The sequence below is a fragment of the Flavobacterium acetivorans genome, from assembly GCF_020911885.1.
In the GTDB taxonomy this organism is placed as follows: domain Bacteria; phylum Bacteroidota; class Bacteroidia; order Flavobacteriales; family Flavobacteriaceae; genus Flavobacterium; species Flavobacterium acetivorans.
The window spans coordinates 2,091,027-2,110,792 of the sequence record NZ_CP087132.1; the positions used below are offsets into that span (position 1 = coordinate 2,091,027).

Annotated in this window: 19 protein-coding genes; 9 read left to right on the forward strand and 10 right to left on the reverse strand. The window is 34.7% G+C overall.

The window, feature by feature from the left end:
* Window positions 1-7 precede the first annotated feature (7 nt).
* The 3 genes from LNP19_RS09245 to LNP19_RS09255 form a co-directional block, all read right to left on the reverse strand.
* Window positions 8-967 (reverse strand): DUF3667 domain-containing protein, encoded by a 960-nt coding sequence (locus LNP19_RS09245; protein WP_230061647.1) that lies wholly within the window; start codon window positions 965-967, stop codon window positions 8-10.
* Window positions 968-1,000: 33 nt separating this feature from the next.
* Window positions 1,001-1,774, reverse strand: coding sequence for a dienelactone hydrolase family protein (locus tag LNP19_RS09250; protein WP_230061648.1), 774 nt, complete (start codon window positions 1,772-1,774; stop codon window positions 1,001-1,003).
* 112 nt (window positions 1,775-1,886) lie between these two features.
* Entirely contained in the window at window positions 1,887-2,339 is a 453-nt protein-coding gene (locus LNP19_RS09255; RefSeq protein WP_230061649.1) for an Lrp/AsnC family transcriptional regulator, read from the reverse strand.
* A gap of 204 nt (window positions 2,340-2,543) precedes the next feature.
* On the opposite strand from LNP19_RS09255, the gene rocD reads away from it, so the two are divergent.
* Both rocD and LNP19_RS09265 read left to right on the forward strand, forming a co-directional pair.
* The gene (rocD, locus tag LNP19_RS09260; RefSeq protein ID WP_230061650.1) at window positions 2,544-3,797 is read left to right on the forward strand and encodes an ornithine--oxo-acid transaminase; all 1,254 of its coding nucleotides are present in this window, start codon (window positions 2,544-2,546) and stop codon (window positions 3,795-3,797) included.
* Window positions 3,781-4,773 carry an arginase gene (locus LNP19_RS09265; RefSeq protein ID WP_230061651.1) on the forward strand — a complete coding sequence of 331 codons (993 nt, stop codon included), beginning with the start codon at window positions 3,781-3,783 and terminating at the stop codon, window positions 4,771-4,773. The genes rocD and LNP19_RS09265 overlap by 17 nt, the downstream gene beginning before the upstream one ends.
* Window positions 4,774-4,849: 76 nt before the next feature.
* Here the strand turns inward: LNP19_RS09265 and LNP19_RS09270 are convergent, their stop codons facing one another.
* The 6 genes from LNP19_RS09270 to LNP19_RS09295 form a co-directional block, all read right to left on the reverse strand.
* A complete protein-coding gene (locus LNP19_RS09270) occupies window positions 4,850-5,401 on the reverse strand; it encodes a DUF1697 domain-containing protein (protein ID WP_230061652.1) in 552 nt (183 codons plus the stop codon).
* Between the two features lie 101 nt (window positions 5,402-5,502).
* On the reverse strand, window positions 5,503-6,567 hold the full coding sequence (gene arsB, locus LNP19_RS09275; protein WP_230061653.1) for an ACR3 family arsenite efflux transporter: 1,065 nt from the start codon (window positions 6,565-6,567) through the stop codon (window positions 5,503-5,505).
* Between the two features lie 43 nt (window positions 6,568-6,610).
* Window positions 6,611-7,243, reverse strand: a complete 633-nt coding sequence (locus LNP19_RS09280) for an arsenate-mycothiol transferase ArsC (RefSeq protein WP_230061654.1) — start codon at window positions 7,241-7,243, stop codon at window positions 6,611-6,613.
* 19 nt (window positions 7,244-7,262) lie between these two features.
* On the reverse strand, window positions 7,263-7,733 hold the full coding sequence (locus LNP19_RS09285) for a DUF6428 family protein (protein ID WP_230061655.1): 471 nt from the start codon (window positions 7,731-7,733) through the stop codon (window positions 7,263-7,265).
* Between the two features lie 19 nt (window positions 7,734-7,752).
* Window positions 7,753-8,085 carry an ArsR/SmtB family transcription factor gene (locus tag LNP19_RS09290; protein WP_230061656.1) on the reverse strand — a complete coding sequence of 111 codons (333 nt, stop codon included), beginning with the start codon at window positions 8,083-8,085 and terminating at the stop codon, window positions 7,753-7,755.
* A gap of 97 nt (window positions 8,086-8,182) precedes the next feature.
* Window positions 8,183-8,428 (reverse strand): heavy-metal-associated domain-containing protein, encoded by a 246-nt coding sequence (locus tag LNP19_RS09295; RefSeq protein WP_230061657.1) that lies wholly within the window; start codon window positions 8,426-8,428, stop codon window positions 8,183-8,185.
* Window positions 8,429-8,667: 239 nt separating this feature from the next.
* On the opposite strand from LNP19_RS09295, the gene LNP19_RS09300 reads away from it, so the two are divergent.
* Together LNP19_RS09300 and LNP19_RS09305 are read left to right on the forward strand one after the other, a co-directional pair.
* On the forward strand, window positions 8,668-9,012 hold the full coding sequence (locus tag LNP19_RS09300; RefSeq protein WP_230061658.1) for a hypothetical protein: 345 nt from the start codon (window positions 8,668-8,670) through the stop codon (window positions 9,010-9,012).
* A gap of 89 nt (window positions 9,013-9,101) precedes the next feature.
* On the forward strand, window positions 9,102-9,671 hold the full coding sequence (locus LNP19_RS09305) for a DNA polymerase ligase N-terminal domain-containing protein (RefSeq protein ID WP_230061659.1): 570 nt from the start codon (window positions 9,102-9,104) through the stop codon (window positions 9,669-9,671).
* 36 nt (window positions 9,672-9,707) lie between these two features.
* On the opposite strand, the gene LNP19_RS09310 is transcribed toward LNP19_RS09305, so the two are convergent.
* On the reverse strand, window positions 9,708-10,490 hold the full coding sequence (locus LNP19_RS09310) for an RMD1 family protein (protein WP_230061660.1): 783 nt from the start codon (window positions 10,488-10,490) through the stop codon (window positions 9,708-9,710).
* 291 nt (window positions 10,491-10,781) lie between these two features.
* Here LNP19_RS09310 and LNP19_RS09315 point away from each other — a divergent pair, with 291 nt between their 5' ends.
* From LNP19_RS09315 to LNP19_RS09335, 5 genes are all read left to right on the forward strand, one after another.
* Complete coding sequence (locus LNP19_RS09315) at window positions 10,782-11,945, forward strand: acyl-CoA dehydrogenase family protein (RefSeq protein ID WP_230061661.1); 1,164 nt, start codon at window positions 10,782-10,784, stop codon at window positions 11,943-11,945.
* 195 nt (window positions 11,946-12,140) lie between these two features.
* The gene (locus LNP19_RS09320) at window positions 12,141-13,109 is read left to right on the forward strand and encodes a type I phosphomannose isomerase catalytic subunit (protein WP_230061662.1); all 969 of its coding nucleotides are present in this window, start codon (window positions 12,141-12,143) and stop codon (window positions 13,107-13,109) included.
* A gap of 220 nt (window positions 13,110-13,329) precedes the next feature.
* Window positions 13,330-14,340: a LacI family DNA-binding transcriptional regulator gene (locus LNP19_RS09325; protein WP_230061663.1), complete on the forward strand. Its 1,011-nt coding sequence runs from the start codon at window positions 13,330-13,332 to the stop codon at window positions 14,338-14,340.
* A gap of 320 nt (window positions 14,341-14,660) precedes the next feature.
* Complete coding sequence (locus tag LNP19_RS09330; protein WP_230061664.1) at window positions 14,661-17,777, forward strand: SusC/RagA family TonB-linked outer membrane protein; 3,117 nt, start codon at window positions 14,661-14,663, stop codon at window positions 17,775-17,777.
* Window positions 17,778-17,799: 22 nt separating this feature from the next.
* Entirely contained in the window at window positions 17,800-19,710 is a 1,911-nt protein-coding gene (locus tag LNP19_RS09335) for a SusD/RagB family nutrient-binding outer membrane lipoprotein (protein ID WP_230061665.1), read from the forward strand.
* Window positions 19,711-19,766: the final 56 nt, after the last annotated feature.

Below are 19,766 nucleotides of genomic sequence, written 5' to 3' on the forward strand. Positions count from 1 at the left end.
ATTGAGTTTATTTTAAATTGATAAAGGTATACACGGCAAATATGGCAATAATTAGGATAACTATTATGAAGTTGATGATAAAAAGTAAGCTGCTCTTCAAGAATGATACAAATCGGGTTTCACCATAAAAACGATGATGCGCTGGGTAGAAATAGTAAATCATCCAGCTAAACCCAATAAAATTAAATAATCCAAGAATGAAACTGATTAGACCTGATTTTTCAAATGAAGATAGGAATTTATTGGTCAAAAAGAGGATTAAAAAGAGTAATAGCAAGAACGAAAAATAATGCAAGGTGAAAATCCCATGATCAAAATAGTACCATCGTTTTTTATTGTGAAAAAGCCATAGGAAGAAGGCGAAAAAAGGCATGAATACAAATAAAACCTTGGGTAGGTTGTGAAGAAATGATTCAACAAATTTTTCTAAAATTTCTTTGTTAGTATTGTGATCTTTGATGGTTTGAATCTTTTTGTTAATCCAATAATTAAATTCAGACAGTTTTTTAGATTCGGGGGCATTTTTTTGAATGGAGTCCAATTCTGTGACCGAACCGTAACCAAAGTTGAATAGATCTTCCTCGTCCTTAGTTTCCTGTTTTGTATTTGTAGGAACTTTTGTTTCTTGTATTTTTAATGCTTCTGAATCTTTATTTGGAAAAACGGTAATTAAAAAAAAAGTGATGAAACTGATAAAAATATAGAGACGTACAGGAGCAAGATAGGAAAGTCTTTTCCCGGAAAGATATTCTTTTGTCAATGCTGAGGGCTTGAACAAAAGATTTTTTATGGTTTTCCAAAAAGCATTTTCATAATGTGTCAAGTCTTCTATGAAATGAATGAACAAATGGTAGAAAGTTTTTCGGGTATCTGTATTTTCTTGTCCACAATTAGAACAGAATCGATTTTCTACTACATATCTGCAATTCAAGCAGGTTTTGTCTTTTCTTAAAGGACTTTTGCTCATAGATTAAGGTTTTAAATCAGTAAAGGGTGTTTGTTACTTTCTTAAGACTTCATTCAAAAATAATTTTAAATGTTCAAAAGCTCGTTTGGCGGCTGTTGGATTATAAGCGGCGCCTTTGGAGTTGTCATTTCCTGATTCTGGATTAGTAAAAGAATGGACAGCATTGGAATAATAGATCATCTGCCAATCGGCTTTGGTGTCCTGCATTTCTTGTTGAAAAGCTGCGATTTCTTCTTTGGATTCAATGGGATCATCGGCACCGTGACAAATCAATACTTTCGCAGTAATCGGTTCGACAGCTCTTGATGGGTCTTTTGCCAGTCCGCCGTGAAAGGAAACAACTCCTTTTACGTTGAGATGTCCACGAGCGGCTTCAAGTGCGCCTGTGCCACCAAAACAATAACCAATCACTACAATATTGTCTGGATCTGCGCCAGCCGTAATCAATTGTTTTAAGGCTAGAGTAATTCTATTTTGATACTCTTTGTAATTGGTTTTGTAATAGCCTGCTTTTTGACCTGCTTCAGTATTATTTTGGGGATAATTGCCTTCGCCATAAATATCGGCAATAAAGGCATGATATCCTAGATGGGCTAAGTCAGTGGCAATGTCTTTGGATACTTTATCAATTCCTTTCCAGGCAGGAAGGATTAGAATTCCTGGATTCGCGTTCTTTTTCTTAGATGGCAGAATTTTAAATCCATTCAAAACCTGGTTCCCGTCTTTGTATTTTACCGCTTTTAGCTGGGCCAAAGTGCCATTTGAAAATAAAAAAATTGCTAAAATTAAAAAGATATAATTTTTCATAATATTGTGTTTTTATACAAATATCTGAATTATATATAAATATTTAACTTTCTTAGCCGGAATATATTATGGCTATGTTGTTTTGATTTTTATAGCAGAAAATGGTATGAAATTACAATGTGATGTTCCTTTTGAAGGCACAACCTAATTCAATCATGGAATCTGTTTTTGCAATTCCGGGGATATTGTCAATCTTTTCGTACAAGAGTTTTCTCATGTGTTCGTGATTTTGGGCAATCATTTTGATGTACAGCGTGAAGGAACCGGTTACGTAATAACATTCGGTTATTTCAGGAATTTTTTTTAATTCTTCGATAATTCTGCTCGAATCGGCATCTTTGTTTAGCGTGAGTCCGGTGAAAGCACCCCAGTCGTATCCTATTTTTTTTTCGTCTATAATAGGCTTTATTCCTGTAATGATTCCCTGCTCAATTAAGCGATTGATGCGTTGATGTACCATGGTGTTGGAGATTTTTAAATTGGCAGCAATAGCAGAGAAAGCCATTCTCCCGTCTTTTTCCAATTCCTTGATAATCTTAGTGTCGAATTCATCTAATACATCCATGATAATTGTTTTAAATAGTCGTAATTTTATAAGTTCAATGCATTTTTACGGGACTAACTTAGAGATTAAAATGACTTATTAATTTCTTTTAATTAGGTAAATTAACTTTTGTAAAAGTATAAACAAGTCAAAATTACTTGTTTTTATTGTAAAATAAAAAAATATTGTTATTTTTGTGTTCAATTTTTTTAAAAAGAATATATCATGGAACAAACACACGCAACACTTTCTTCAAAGTCTGAAGTGTTAATAGAAAAAGAGAATAAGTATGGCGCCCATAATTATCATCCCTTACCTGTGGTGCTTGACAAAGGAGAAGGTGTATTTGTTTGGGATGTAGACGGAAAAAAATATTATGATTTCTTATCTGCTTATTCTGCCGTAAATCAAGGACATTGTCATCCAAAGATTGTTGGAGCAATGGTGAAACAAGCCCAAACTCTGACCTTGACTTCGCGTGCATTTCATAACGATCAACTTGGGGTTTATGAGGAATATGTAACCAAGTATTTTGGCTTTGATAAAGTCTTACCTATGAATACCGGAGCCGAAGCAGTTGAGACGGCATTGAAATTATGCAGAAAATGGGCTTATGAAGTAAAAGGAATTCCGGAGAATCAAGCGCAAATTATTGTTTGCGAGAATAATTTTCACGGAAGAACGACCACTATTATTTCGTTTTCAAACGATGAAGGTGCGCGCAAGAGTTTTGGTCCTTTTACCGCAGGATTTATCAAGATTCCTTATGATGATACTTCGGCTTTAGAAGAAGTCTTAAAATCAACGACAAATATAGCCGGATTCTTGGTAGAGCCTATTCAAGGAGAAGCAGGCGTTTATGTTCCTACCGAAGGCTATTTGGCGAAAGCCAAAGCACTTTGTGAAGCTCATAATGTATTGTTTATAGCTGATGAGGTTCAAACGGGAATTGCACGTACCGGGAAATTATTGGCGGTAAATCATGAGAATGTGCAACCCGATATTTTAATTTTAGGAAAAGCAATCTCTGGAGGAGTTTATCCGGTCTCGGCAGTTTTGGCCAATAATGAAATTATGAATGTCATCAAGCCAGGACAACACGGATCTACCTTTGGAGGGAATCCTGTAGCTGCTGCAGTTGCTATGGCTGCTCTTGAAGTAGTGAAAGATGAAAATTTATCTGAAAATGCTGAACGTTTAGGGATTGTTTTAAGAAAAGGATTGAATGAAATTGCCTCGAGAAATCCGTTGATTTCTTTGGTGAGAGGAAAAGGATTGCTTAATGCGATTGTGATTGAGTGTGATGAAGAGTCTGATTTAGCTTGGGAAATTTGTTTGAAATTTAGAGATTATGGTTTATTGGCAAAGCCAACCCATGGAAATAAAATACGATTGGCTCCGCCATTAGTTATTACCGAAGCACAAATTCAAGACTGTCTTGCCATCATAGAAAAAGCATTAAATGATTTCAAACAATAGCAAAAGCATGGAACGATTTATTAAGTTGATAAAAAACCGGTCAGATATAGGAGCGGGGACAAGAGGTTCTGATCTAGGGGTTGATGCGATAGAAATTGCAGCAATCAATAAAGACAGTGATTACTTTAATCAATTTGAGTTTGATGATGTAAAATCGCATAATGAGTCGATATACGACAAAAACCGAAATGCATTTGCCAAAAGAATCGAACATGTTTTGGAGCAATGTACCCGAGTTTGTTATAGTGTAAGGAACAATCTAAAAGAGAATTTTTTTCCAATTGTTTTGTCTGGGGATCATTCTTCGGCTTTAGGAACTATTAGCGGCATCAAAGCAGTTTATCCTGATAAAAGGCTCGGCGTGGTATGGATTGACGCTCATGCCGATTTGCATTCGCCTTATACTTCTCCTTCGGGAAATATTCATGGAATGCCTTTGGCGGCGGCTTTAGGAGAAGATAATTTGGATTGTCAAGTCAACAAAATTATTCCTGAAACCAAGCAGCATTGGGAAGAAATGAAAAACATTGGTTATCCAGGTGCTAAATTGGTTCCAGAGGATTTAATCTATTTTGGAGTCCGTGATACCGAAGAGGCAGAAAATAAGCAAATTGAAAAGTTTAAAATCAAAAACTATAAGGTAGAGGAGGTGCGTTATCGCGGTCTTAAAACCTGTGTTGAGGAGGCTTTGGCAAGATTATCAAAGTGCGATATGATTTACATTTCGTTTGATGTGGATTCCATGGATTGTGACATGATTTCTTATGGAACGGGAACACCGGTTCCAAAAGGATTTGATCAATATGAGATAATTGAGATCATCAACCAGATTATTGCAAGTAAAAAGGTGGTTTGTATTGAATTTGTTGAAATAAATCCTCTTTTGGATACCAAAGGAAATAAGATGGCCGAAACCGCATTTGAGGTTCTAGAACAAATAACACCTTCAATAATATTACCTAGAGAAGAGTTATAATTATTGCTGTTATTCCAATAAAAAAAACCAAAATCTGACAACAGATTTTGGTTTTTTATGTTTTAGATATCGATTGTTATTGTTCCGTTTCCTCGTACATTTTCAATAAATTAGTCACAGTATTCCAATTTCGTATTGTAGCGGTAACATTGAGTTTTTTTTCAATGTATTTTTGATCTAATCTGGTTTTTCCAGCAGAAACGGCATATTTTATAAAAATTCGACTGGAGTCAATATGAACTTCATCGGGTTTTACGGAACTCATCTTGAGATCATGAATGCTTTGATTATTTAAAATAGTCGAGATAAAAGCGACATAGAGTTTTTTAGTATCGACTTCAGATTCTTTCAAAAAAGGATTGTTTTGAAAACAGGCTAACAAATCTTCTTTGGCAATGACCACTACGGGAACATCATGCCCAAAAACTTTGAAAATTTCCTGCTTAATGTGAAAACCTACTGCCGCGGGATTTTCTTCGGCGGTGTTTACAAATACATTTCCGCTTTGAATGTAAGTTCTGACGTCCTGATAACCGCTTTTTTCTAATGCTTTTTGCAAAGCATCCATTTTGATCATATTGTGTCCTGAAACGTTGATGCCGCGAAGAAGGGCAAGATGTGTTTTCATATATTTAGAATGCTTTTGTGAGATGTGCAGCTACCTAATTTGTCTGGGCAAATATAGCGAAGAAACATTTGGGAATATTTTGCTTTTGCGGAAATTGGATTTTAATTGGAAAAGTATTTTTTTCGAAACCAAAAAGCAACATTCACTAAAGCGATTAATGCCGGAACTTCTACCAGAGGACCTATGACACCGGCAAAAGCTTGTCCGCTGTTGATGCCAAATACACCTATGGCAACGGCAATGGCCAGTTCAAAGTTGTTTCCGGTAGCTGTAAAAGCAATGGCGGTACTTTTAGAATAATCGGCGCCAAAATATTTTCCGGTAAAAAAACTGATAATGAACATCAGTGTAAAATAAATCACTAGCGGAATGGCAATTCGTACGACATCCATTGGGATTTGTACGATTAATTCGCCTTTTAAACTGAACATAAGCACAATTGTAAATAGTAAAGCTATCAAGGTTATGGGCGAAATAAATGGAATATATTTGGTTTCAAACCATTCGGTTCCTTTTAAATGGATTAAGCCATAACGACTGATAATTCCTAGTGCAAAAGGAATTCCTAGATAGATTCCCACACTTTCCGCAATTTGACCGATACTGATGTTGACGTTGAATCCAGTATAACCAAAATAAGGAGGAAGTACGGTAATGAAAATATAAGCATAAACGCTGTATAGCAATACCTGAAAAATACTGTTGAGAGCAATAAGTCCTGCAGCATATTCTCGGTTTCCATCGGCGAGATCATTCCAAACAACGACCATAGCAATGCAACGCGCCAGACCAATCAGGATAACGCCAATCATGTATTCAGGATAGCCATTTAAAAAAAATAAGGCTAAGAAAAACATCAGTATAGGGCCGATGATCCAGTTTAGGAATAGAGAAGCGGCCAGTACTTTGGTGTTTTTGAATACTTCGCCCATTTGTTCGTATTTTACTTTTGCCAAAGGCGGATACATCATCAGAATTAATCCAATGGCCAAAGGAATATTAGTGGTTCCGCTCGAAAAAGAGTTAATGAAATCGCCGGTGGAAGGAATGAAGTGTCCAATGCTGACCCCAATTGCCATAGCGAGAAATATCCAAAGGGTTAGATTCCGATCCAGAAAGCTTAATTTTTTTCTTTCTGCTACTGGCGTACAATTAGTTACTGACATAATTTAATTTTTGCTATTTATTTCTTAATGGTCAAAATTTTATTTATTTTTTTATTTGAGAAAAAACATAAAATAGTTCAGTTGCAATTTCAATACTGCGTTCCAGGTATTTTTCAGTTTGTTGGGCTGTATTGTCAAATACTTTGGGATCTTCAAAAGGAATCGGAATGCGTTTTTCGGCACCGGCTATAAACGGACAGTCTCCATCGGCTTGCGAACAAGTTAAAATTGCTGCAAATCCGGATTTGGGATTAAAATCATCATCAAAAGTTTTAGAAAAACCAATAATAGGATGTTCATTATCGCTGTATTTTATAGCATAAACTGAGTTGCTTTCTGTTGAAAGCCTTTTTATTTGAAATCCGTTTTGTTCTATGGTTTTGGCAACCATTGGAAATAGATCAGTGGCTTCTGTGCCGCCCGAATAGCAAAACACATTTTCTATGTTAAAATAAGCCGCCGCAGTTTGTGCCCAAATTTGGGACAAATGGCTTCTTCGAGAATTGTGGGTACAAATAAAATTAAGTCTTATTTGCTGCTGATGGCTTAGTTTTTCTTGTATAAAATCAATCAGCGGTTGTAAGATGATTTTGCGCTCTGGAGTTATATTTATTAATTCAAAAGCACTGATTTGGTTTTCGATTGTTTTGAAAAGAATGGTTTTGTTTGAAATCATAGTTAGAGAAACTTTATATTTAGCAACAACCGCCTCCAGGAGTGCAGCTGTTGGCGGCGGATGTAATTTCGGATAATTTTACTTTTTGTTTTTCTGCAGGAATGCCACATTGGTCTTCAGCTAAACAAGCTGTTTGTTTGTTTAGTAGGAGAAACTCTTTGCCGTTGAAGTTTAAATCATATTTCCCGATGGTTTCGGCCTGATATTCTACTTCAATTTCATAATCTTCAATTCCAAGTACTTTTTCAGAAAGTGCGATGATATTTAATAGTTTTTGTGGTTTTAGGCGGTGTTCAAAATCATTGGCATCCCATAATTGGAAGTTCACAACGGTTTCTTTTCTCACTGTTCCTCCACAATCGATAAAGTTCTTGGTAATCAAACCTACTTCGGTTACATGAAAGTGTTCCGGAACAGGGCTTCCGTTTGGTAAAATAAAAGCGACATTTTCTACTGTGAGGAGCTGTTTTTTAATTTCTGATAGTTTCATTTTTTATATATTTTAAAAATTAGCAACATTGGTTTTTTTGGTTTTCAAAATAGTAGTTTAATTGTTGAAAAAAAGAGCTTATTTTATTAAAACCTTCTTCGTTCAGGCAATAACAAATAGCATTTCCTTCAATATTTCCTTTAATTAATCCTGCATTTTTAAGTTCTTTCAAATGTTGTGAAACAGTAGGTTGTGCAAGAGGCAGTTCATTTACAATGTCTCCACAAATACAACTGTCCACTTTTATTAGGTGTTCAATTATGGCAATTCGTGCCGGATGACCAATGGCTTTGGCTAGAATGGCCAATTCATTTTGTTGTTCTGTGAAATATGCTGTTTTAGTAATTCCCATTGTGATATATTTATATTGCAATATTACGATATAAATATGTAAAATGACACATGTCTTTATTTTTTTTTAAATTTAATTTACATATTCTTTTTGAATTCTACTTTGGAATAGCATGAAAGCCAACTGATTTTACCATCTTTTCAATAGTATCAATGGAAAGTATTTTCGTCGTATATACCGTAAATTCTCGGGGGAAAATTGCGGTGTCTAGAACGACATCTTTGATACCGTCTAATTCTAGCAGTTTGTTTTTAATGTCTAATAAGTCTTGGTTTTCCTTGGCATTTGTCCCAAAAATTCGGCCATGATTTCCTGGGATTACATTTTTTGATAATAAGCTCATGATTTTATTTTTTAAGATTATAGAATTGGTTTTATTTAATTGTCTTAAAGTTAGTTGTTTAGGGTGAAATTGAAGAGAGTAGAGTGAATTTTTTTTGCTTAATTTAGCTAGCATGGTTTTTCATGCAGATTGGAATGACAAATGTCGTTTTAAACTATTGAATTGACGAATAAATGGCTTTTTGCTTAAAAATGATTAACTTAGTGTGATGTAATACAGTAATTTAAAGCTTGTTTAAAATGGAAAAGAAAGACGATAATTCAAAAAAAAGCGATGAAAACAAAGTGCCAGATTCGTTATTGTATCCGCCGAGTGAAGATATTTACAATAAGTTTCACAAAGAAAGTGATATCAACCCAGAAGATATAAGTAAAAAGAAAGTTCCGGTTGAAATAAACAATAAAACGAAATGGAATGAAAAGGATTTTGAAGAAGATGTTTCCGGAGATGATTTGGATGTGCCTGGTTCAGAATTAGATGATGAACAAGAGCAGGTGGGTAGTGAGGATGAGGAAAATAATCATTATAGCATTGGTGGGGATAATCACAACGATTTAGAAGAGAACGATGGAGAAAAAATTTAATTTTTTTGAAAATACCGATTTTTAAATTTAGGACTATGATGTAAAGCACTCATTTGTAGTGTCTAATTTGCTTCTAATTCTGTTTCATTATGTCATTAGATAAATACAATAAAAAGCGTAATTTTAGTTCTACAAACGAGCCTGAAGGTAAAATTGAAAAACCTAAAAGCGAACTTATTTTTGTAGTCCAAAAACACGCCGCCTCTAATTTGCATTATGATTTTAGATTAGAAATGAGTGGAGTTTTAAAAAGTTGGGTCATACCTAAAGGTCCGTCTATGAATCCTGAGGATAAAAGGCTGGCAATTATGGTTGAGGACCATCCCTATAGTTACAAAGATTTCGAGGGAATTATTCCTAAAGGGAATTATGGTGCTGGTAAAGTAATTGTTTGGGATCAAGGAATATATACCTTAACGGATGAGAATCTAGAAAAAGAGGCAGTTGTGTCTATTTTTAAATTTAATTTAGACAAGGGGCATCTTAGTTTTATTTTAAATGGCAAAAAATTAAAAGGGGAATTTGCACTAGTAAAGCTAAAGATTAAACAGAAAAATGCTTGGCTTTTGATCAAAAAAGAAGATCAATTTGCTATTGAAAAAGATATTTTGGCAGAAGATAAATCTGTGATTTCTAATGTTACTTTGGAAGGTTTTTAGATATGAATTAGAGTGTTTTCAAATCGGACTTTTTTTTTAATGATAAAAAATAGCCATTATGATTTCTAAGGCAATCAAAATAATGATAATCCATTCCAGTCGAGAGCTTTCCCGTACATTTAAAACATCAGTAAAAAGGGTCAGATTATTCTCTACAATTTGCAGTCGATAGTCCAAATCTTTGAAACGAGTGTTGATGTCAAAATTAGTCTTTAAACGACGATTTAGTACATTAAGTTCTTCGTTGTCCCAAACTAAATTTGGATCATCGAGAATATATAAATTGTCGACAATGCTGTTTTTTATATTCAGTACCTTTCCGATGTATTTGAGTAAATTTGTTTTTGAAATGCTTATTTTTCCGTCTAATTCCAGTTGTTGAATGTATATTTTAGAGGAAGAAATGAGCTCATCAGTCAATGCTTCATAGTATTCTAATGCCACCGACTGACCAATATTGAGCATCACGATTCGTAAAATAGAAGAATCTATTGCAGGAAGAGTGGTGAAATTGTTTTTGACCGTAATTTTATGTAATTTTTCGTCTATTTCAATTCTGTATTCTTCACTCAAATCCAGGTCTACAAAATTAGTGGCATACTGTTTAATGAAAAGCATAAACTCGCTTTTGGCAACGGCATCATAATTGGCAAATACGACTACGCCATAATCAAAAATATACAAATAACGTTGTTTGTCTTCAATGGCATAAAAGACTTCAGAAGTCGAACCTGAATGGATTTCAGTGCGAAATTCAGCGCGAAATTTTTTGATATTGAAGGATTCTGCAATTTGGATTGCTTCGATTTGAATTTCCATAATCAAATGATTTATATAAAATTACGGAAAAATTTCGTTAATACATTCTGAGTTATATTTTGTTTTTAGAATTTGATAAAAGTCTATTCTGTAAAAAAAAGATGCAATGTAATAGATAAAGTTAAAGCAATGTTAAGGTGTTGAATAGTAGTTTAATACGGAAAATCTTGTAAATTGCGGATGATTTTACCATATACTGTCATTACAAAATAGAATGAAAGAAAAATAGATTTTTAGATTAGAAGAACTTTTTTTATTTTATTCTTTTGAAAACTATAAAAGCCAAATTTTATGTTACAAGATATTTTAGTTGAACGAAAAATATATGCATCTGAAGAACATAAGATGATGCAAAAAATGATTCAAGAGTTCATTGTCAATGAAGTTTTGGATCATATTGAGGAATGGGAGAAAAATGGAATGGTAAGCCGAGGAATTTGGAAAAGAGCGGGAGAGTTGGGATTATTGTGCTTGGATATGCCTGAAAAATATGGTGGTGCTGGATTGGATTTCAGTTTCAATGCGTTGCTAATTGAAGAATTGGGAAAAAAAGGAATTAATGGACCTGGATTTTCTTTGCATTCGGATATTGTTGCTCCTTATTTATTAAAATATGGAACGGAATTGCAAAAAGAGAAATATTTACCGCAAATGTCCAAAGGAACTATTATTACAGCTATAGGGATGACTGAGCCTAATTGTGGCAGTGATTTGCAGGCTATTCTAACAACTGCCGATGATAAAGGTGATCACTATTTAGTAAACGGACAAAAAACTTTTATTACTAATGGTTATATGTGTGACATGGTAATTGTTGCTGTAAAAACGAAGGTCAAAACCGAAGATGAAGGTATTACTTTGCTTATTCTTGAAGCGGAAATGGAAGGTTTTACCAAAGGGAATCCGTTAAAAAAAATTGGGATGAAGTCCCAAGATACCGCCGAATTATTTTTTGATAATGTAAAAGTTCCTAAAGAAAATCGACTTGGTGATGAAAAGATGGGATTCAAAATCATGATGGAAGAGCTGGCTCGAGAAAGGCTCACCGTGGCTATTAATGCGGTAGGTTGTGCTGAAGGAGCCATTGAAAACACAATCAAATATACAAAGGAAAGAAGCGCTTTTAAAACTCCAATTGCCGGATTTCAAAATACCCAATTTAAGTTAGCAGAATGTGCTTCTCAATTACAAATTCACCAAGCTTTTTTAGATCGTTGCATAGAGTTGTTAGTGGATCATAAATTATCCTCAGAAAGCGCTTCAATCATCAAGTATTCAGCAACGGATATGTGCTGTACTGTTGTCGATGAATGTTTGCAATTATTTGGAGGTTATGGTTATATGTGGGATTATCCAATTGCCCGAATGTATGCCGATAATCGTGTCGCTCGGATATATGCTGGGACAAATGAGATTATGAAATTGCTCATTTCCCGAAGACTACTTAAAGATTGAATAGAGTAGTTTTAGAGCAATGGTTTTGGTCTTCGTTTCTAATCTCAATCTCGAATTTTGAGTAGTATATTATGTTTTAAGGATAGTAATTTTTTATTACATTTGCTAAAACGATTTAGTAAAAAATAAAATCCTTATTTTTTAGATAATTAGTTAGATTCGCAAAAGTCAGTAACCATTAAAAATAGAAACAGTATGAAAGCGGAATTTTATCCTTTACAATTTTATCCAATTTTGAAAGAGAGAATTTGGGGCGGTGAAAAATTAAAAACGGTTCTCAATAAGCCCATTGAATCAAAAATCACTGGTGAGAGTTGGGAAATATCAACCGTGGAAGGAGATGTGAGTATCATTGCAAATGGAGACTTGAAAGGAAAATCATTAACGGAAATTATCGAACAATGGCCTAATGAGGTTCTAGGTACAGAAGTTTATGCGAGATTTGGAAAGCAATTTCCTCTACTTTTTAAGTTTTTAGATGCTCGGGAAGACTTATCGATACAGGTGCATCCAAATGATGAATTGGCTAAAAAACGCCACAATTCTTTTGGTAAAACTGAAATGTGGTATATCATGCAAGCAGACGAGGACGCTCGAATAATTGTAGGCTTCAAAGAAAATTCGAATGCAAAAGAATATGTAGAAAGTTTAGAAAATAAAACCCTGTTGACTTTGTTGGATGATGTAAAAGTAAAAGCAGGTGATGTTTTCTTTCTGGAAACAGGAACAGTTCATGCTATTGGAGCTGGCATGGTTGTGGCTGAGATTCAGCAAACTTCGGATATTACCTACCGTCTGTATGATTTTGACAGGAAAGATGCTCAAGGAAATACAAGAGAATTGCATGTTGACTTAGCTTTGGATGCTATTAATTACAGTAAAGTAGATACTTTTAAGGAATACACTAAAGTAGTAAATCAATCCAACTCTATCGTAGATTGCCCGTATTTCACTACAAATTTTGTTCCATTAGATGGTGAAATTGAGGTAAAAAAAGAAGGGAAAACATTTACGGTTCTCATGTGTATAGAAGGTGATTTTGAAATTGAATATAAAGGTTCTAAATATCAATATAAGAAAGGAGATACTGTTTTGTTAGCTGCAGCAATGGATAATTACCTACTCAAAGGTAAGGCTTCAATTTTGGAAGTAGTTATTTCGTAATTTTTTTTATAGTAAAATACTCATATTTAAAACATGGTTTTTCTCGACTTAGTAATAATTTTGCTTTAGTGATACTATTGTGAAAGCGAGATATTTTAGAGATTATGATATTTTATTAACAATAAAAAAACACTTATTTTAAAAAAAAGTTTTGCTAAAACGTTTTTGTAAATGTTTTTATATATATTTGTGATAACATTAAGAAAAAATAAACCCTTAGATGAAAAAAATCACCATTAAAGATATTGCCTTAGAAGCACAGGTTTCTATTTCTACAGTATCTTTTGTACTTAATGATAAAGGTGAGAAAATGGGTATAAGTAAGGCGGTCATAAAGAGAGTGCAAGACGTTGCTGAAAGGCTACAGTACAGACCAAATATGATTGCGACAAGTCTTAGAACAGGAAAGACTCGGTCCATAGGGCTTATAGTTGAGAATATTTCGAATCAATTTTTTTCTGTTCTCGCCCGAGTAATAGAAGAAGAGGCAAAGAAGTTAGGATATAGAGTTTTTTATTGCAGTACCGGTAATGATGATGAGAGGTCGGCTGAGTTGGTTCAAAGTCTGCTTCAGGCAAATGTAGATGGCTTTATTGTTACTCCCACAGAAAAATTGGATAAGAGTATTGATCAGCTTCTCAAAATGAAAAAGCCTGTAGTGTTAATTGACAGGTATTTTCCAGGACAAGAAGTTAGTCATGTGGTGATGGACAATTACGAAGGAGCCTATGCAGCAACTGAATTTTTGATTGATAAAGGCCGTCATAATATTGCTTTAATCAATAATAATTCGGCGATGATTCAAATGCAATTGAGAGAAAAAGGTTATGTTGATGCTATGAAAAAAGCAGGTATTTATAATGAAGAACTGATTTTACATTTAGATTATCACAGTAGTGAAGAGCGTAAAATTGAAGAGATGATCCGTTTCTTTCGAAAAAATAAAGCCATAGACGGAACATTTTTTTTAGCAAACTATTTGGGACTTGCTGGACTTCAGGCTATTCGTGAAATTGGTTTGAAAATACCGGAAGAACTGGCTGTTATCAGTTTTGATGATCATTATAGTTTTAGATTGCATTCTCCATCCATTTCTGTTGTTGAACAGCCATTAGGTGCAATTGGGACGAAAGCTGTTGGCTTACTTATGGATCAAATGCTTCATGAAGAGGATTTTGTTGTAGAAAAAGTGCTGCTAAAGGGAGCGCTTGTGGTTAGGGAATCGGTATGAGTGGAATTTGCTATTTAGAGTCTTTGCTATAAAGAATTTGCTTTTTTTTAGTTTTTTACTAAATCGATTTAGTGGAATTTAATGAATTCTGAATTTGATCAGTAAGATTGCATTTTTTGATGATTTTAAAACACAAATCATGAATTTAAGAGGAGAATAGCTTATGTTTTTTTCTTTTTCAGATTATTAAATCGATTCAATGTAAGTTTTGAGTAAATATTGTGTGATTTTAAACATGCACAAAGCAATAAATATAGATTAAAATTAAATTTTACTTATTAATATTTTTTACAAACCAAAACCAAAAAAAACAAATGCTTATGAAACGAATTTTAGCAGTGTTAGGATTAGTTGTGTTTAGCTGCCTTGGTGCAGTGGCGCAAAATAGATCTATAACAGGCGTAGTCGCAGATGCGGATAACAAGGGTATTGTTTCCGCTACCATAAAGGTAAAAGGAATATCCATTAGTACGGTAACAGATTTTGACGGGAAATTTACCGTGAGTGTCCCCTCAGGTAAAGCTACTTTGGCAGTGTCATCTATAGGTTTTATTTCAAAATCAGTTGATGTTGCTGCAAATGAAAACAACATTACTATCGTTTTAGCTGAAAGTACGCAGGAGTTGGGCGAAGTGGTAGTTACTGCTTTAGGGATCAAAAAGCAAAAAAAATCACTAGGTTACGCAGTTCAGGAAATCAAAGGAACAAGTCTTGTAGAAGCCAGAGAACCTAATTTGGCTAATGCCTTAACGGGAAAAGTAGCAGGATTGCAAGTGGTTCGTTCTAGTACAGGTCCTGGAGGTTCTTCAAAATTAGTTTTAAGAGGTTTTAACTCATTGACAGGAGATAACCAGCCACTTATCGTTGTGGATGGAGTGCCAATGGACAACTTTACTGGAGCCTCTATTAACGACTATTGGAATCCGAGCCTTGACATGGGTAATGGTATTGCCGATATTAATCCTGAAGATATAGAAAGTCTTTCAGTCTTAAAAGGACCTTCAGCGGCTGCTCTTTATGGTTCGAGAGCTGGGAATGGAGTAATTTTAATTACGACCAAAACAGGTAGAAAACAAAAAGGATTGGGAATTACGGTTACTTCTTCTATTGGGTTTGAAACTATTTTCACCAAACCGAAACAGCAGAATGATTTTGGACAAGGCGAAGGTGGATCATTCGGTCCTCTTTCAGGTTCTAGTTGGGGACCTAAAATAGAAGGACAAAGTATTGTGAATTGGGATGGGAAAAACGAAAATTTAGCGTCCTATGATAATGTGGGTAACTATTTTAACAAAAGCGGAATAACTAAAAACAATAGTATTTCGTTTCAGCAATCAATTCAAAAAACATCTATTTATACCTCTTTTAGTCGTATGGAGGATCAGAGTATGATTCCTGGTGCTAAATTGGGTAGAACAAATTTATTAGCAAGAGCTGTTTCTAAGTTTGGAGAAAGAGATCGTTGGACAATAGATACTAAGGTTCAGTATACCAATGCGAAAGCAAATAACAGGTCAGTTGGAGGGCCTAATGGATCTAATGCTTTTTTCTTGTTGAACAATTTCCCAAGATCACTTGATATAACACAATTCAAAGGTGCTACAAATGCTGATGGAAATATGCTTTGGTATGGAAGTGGAAGCGGGATTAATCCTTATTGGGCTAATAAAAACAATCTTAATGAAGATATTAGAGATCGTTTTATGATGAATGCCTCGTTAAAATATGAAGTTACTGATTGGTTGAATGCTGAGATTAAGGCTGGTGCTGATATGTATACTAACAACTCTAATGCAAAAACATATGCTGGAAGTCCTTTGGCAACTACAGGTAGTTATACTGTTGGAAAAAGCACGTTTACTGAAACAAATTATCAAGCTTTATTAGTTGCTAAAAAAGATGACCTTTTTGGTAAATTTGGAGGGATGGCAACCCTTGGGGGCAACTTGATGTCACGTAAATCATCTTTTTTAGGAGCAAATGCTAGCCTACTGGAAGTACCTAATTTGTTTTCGATAAATAATGCGATAGGCAACCCAAGAATTGATGAGTCGTTTAGTAATAAATCAATAAATTCTCTTTTTGGATCTGCTCAGTTGAGTTATGATGGCTATTTATACTTGGATGCTACTTTTAGAAACGATTGGTCTTCAACACTAAGCAAAGAAAATCGTTCATTCTTTTATCCTTCAGTAAGTCTCTCTTATGTATTCACTGATATGTTTACAGCTATGAATAAGGAGTTACCAGATTGGTTTTCTTATGGTAAATTAAGAGCGAGTTATGCTTCAGTAGGTAATGATCTGGATCCTTATAAGTTAATAAATTCTTATAAAATAGGTAAGGATCCTAATGGTCATACGACAGCTTCGAGAAATGATGTTTTGTTAGATCCAAACGTGAAAAGTGAACTAATTAAGTCAACTGAATTTGGTGCAGAAATGCGTTTTTTCAAAAGTAGATTTGGTATTGATGTATCGGTTTACAAATCCAATGCTACTAATCAGTTATTAGATCTTCCAATGGATCCATTAAGTGGCTATAAATGGAAAAAAATCAATGCTGGTAATATTCAAAATAAAGGGGTTGAGTTAGTAGTTGATGGAAAAATATTATCTAATCCAAATTCATTATTATGGAATGTTTCTGCCAATTTCTCTACTAATAAAAGTAAGATAGTGTCCCTTTATGAGGATATTAGTATTTACCCTATACGTTCATTTGATAATGTATCTGTCGTAGCAGAGGTTGGAAAGGCTTATGGCGAAATATATGGTACTGCATTTTTAAGAGTTACTGATCCAGCAAGTCCATCATTTGGGGAGCTATTACTTGACGCTCAAGGATTGCCTCAAGCAACTCAAGGGGCATTAGTAAGTTTAGGAAATCAACAAGCAAAAGCCATGCTTGGTTTGACAAATACCTTCGCTTATAATGGTGTGTCTTTGTCTTTCTTAATTGATGCTAGAATTGGAGGAGAAATATTCTCAGGAACTTTGGCAGATATGCAGGCAAGTGGCGCTTCCTCCGTAACAGTTGTGAATGGATTAAGAGAAAATATTGTAGCTAATGGTGTTATTGACAATGGTGGAGCTTACGACAAAAATACAATAGCAGTTAATCCTGAAACGTATTGGGCTAGAGTAGCAGGCTCTGGAAACTTAGGTATAACCGAAGCTAATATATATGATGCAACGAATGTTCGTTTAAGAAATGTACAATTGAATTATGATTTCCCTACTAAGTTCTTGACAAAAACGGCATTACAAAAATTAAGCGTTGGGCTTTCTTGTAATAATGTATGGATGATTAAAAGTCACATGAATGGACTTGATCCTGAGTCTGTTTTTGCTACTGGTACTAATGCCACTGGATTTGAAAATGGTTCAGGACCAACGACTCGTACCTTTTTGGTGAACTTGGCTTTAAGCTTCTAATATCAATAATAAAATTTATAGGATGAAAAATATAGTAAAAAAATCAGGTTTAGTTTTAGCAATGATAGCTACACTAGCCTCTTGTGATAATTTTGAAGAAATTAATATTGATCCTACTGCCGCTAATGCAGAGCAGGTACAGGTAGAATATTTTATAAATAGCTCTATAATTGGGGCCCAAATGAATCCAGATGTTGCCGAAAGATCTTTTGTACTCTATTGGAAAACAGCAGGGCATCAAATGCTAAGCACGGGTATTTCAGGCGGTAGTTATGATGATGGTTGGTCAACAGCTTATTACAATAGTTCTGCAGGTTGGTTAAATTCCATAAACACTGCTATTCAGATAGCTGATGAAAAAGAAGCTAAAGGGATTGTGAAGCCGTATTCAGGAAATCTAAAACAAATAGCAAGAATTTGGAGAGCCTATTTGATGAGTGAACTGGCAGATAATTTTGGTCCGATAGCTATTGAGGCTTTTCAGGCAAAAAACCCGGAGTTTAACAACGTGAAAGATGTTTATTATTTCATGCTGGCTGAACTTAAAGATGCTTCAGAGAAAATAGATATTTCAGTATCTAATAGCAGTAATGATAAATTAAAAGAGAAAGATCCTGCTTATGGTTACGATTATGTTAAGTGGAGAAAATATGCTAATTCAATGCGTCTTCGTTTGGCAATGCGTTTGTCTGAAGTGGATCCAGCTAAGGCTAAATCTGAATTTGAAGCTGCTGCCAACGGTAATTTGATTACAGATGCCGGAGATAATTTTCAGGTACAAGAAAAACCGGGTTGGGATGATTTGACAGGTGTAATGAGTCGTGAATGGAATGCTCAGATAATGTCTGTAACATTGAATAATCTTTACATTGGTTTAGGTGGTATAAAATCTACAGACCAATTGGCTCCTTCTTTTCATGCTAGTGTTAAACCAGCAGATTATATTGGTCAAAAATTTGCAGATCATTTTACCATGAAGACGAATGAACCAGCTGCGGGCTATTGGTTGGATGGTTTGCCAAACAGGATAGACCCTCGTGCTTACAAAACATTTAATATTCCGGGAGACTTTAATAGTCCTATTTTTTCGGGTTATCCTTCTTGGGATAATAGTGCAGAAACAACAACTGCAGACTTATTAGATAATAATGGTGCTGTGATTAAAACAATTGAAGCAAAAAATACTTGGAATGCATTTGCTGTAGGGAATTGGGGAGCCATGGGGAGTAAAAATCAGGTAAGAGCTTTCAATGGTACTATGCCTCGTTTGTCTCAAGTTTTTAGAGGGAGTGGTAGTCAACGTATCTTCTTTGCCTCATGGGAAACTTATTTCTTGTTGGCTGAAGCAGCTGTTAAAGGTTGGGCCGTACCAATGAGCGGGAAAGAAGCTTATGAAGAAGGTATTAAAGCGAATTTTGCTTATTGGGGAGTTTCTTCTCATCTAAGTACTTATTTAGCTTCTGAGGATTACAATAGAGCGGGTACTTCTGTAAGTTGGAACCATACTACTGAACCTGCTGCAAGTCACACTATGAATTTTGTTGACGGATATACAAATACGCCTGGAGTGGCTACAATTCTTTATCCTAAAAATGATTTGTATAAAAATGGCGCTGTTAAAAATGATTTATTGACTAAAATTATAACTCAAAAATTCATAGCGCAAACTCCTTGGTTACCTTTGGAAGGATGGAACGATCATAGAAGATTAGGGCTACCTTTCTTTGAGAACCCTGCTGTAGAATTGCCTTTGCCTAATTTACCAGCTCTGACTCAAAGTAATTACATGGGTAATCAAGTTAGTTTTTTTCCACAAAGATTGAGATATATTTCAGGATTGAAAAATTCAAACCCGAAAGGTTATACCCAAGCTGTTGAATTTTTAGGAGGTGATGATAGTGTATTTACACCACTTTGGTGGGCTAAGCACTAATGATTTAGTTTAAAATTTTGAGTTAGTTATAAAATGAGTCGGGTAGTAAATCTGCC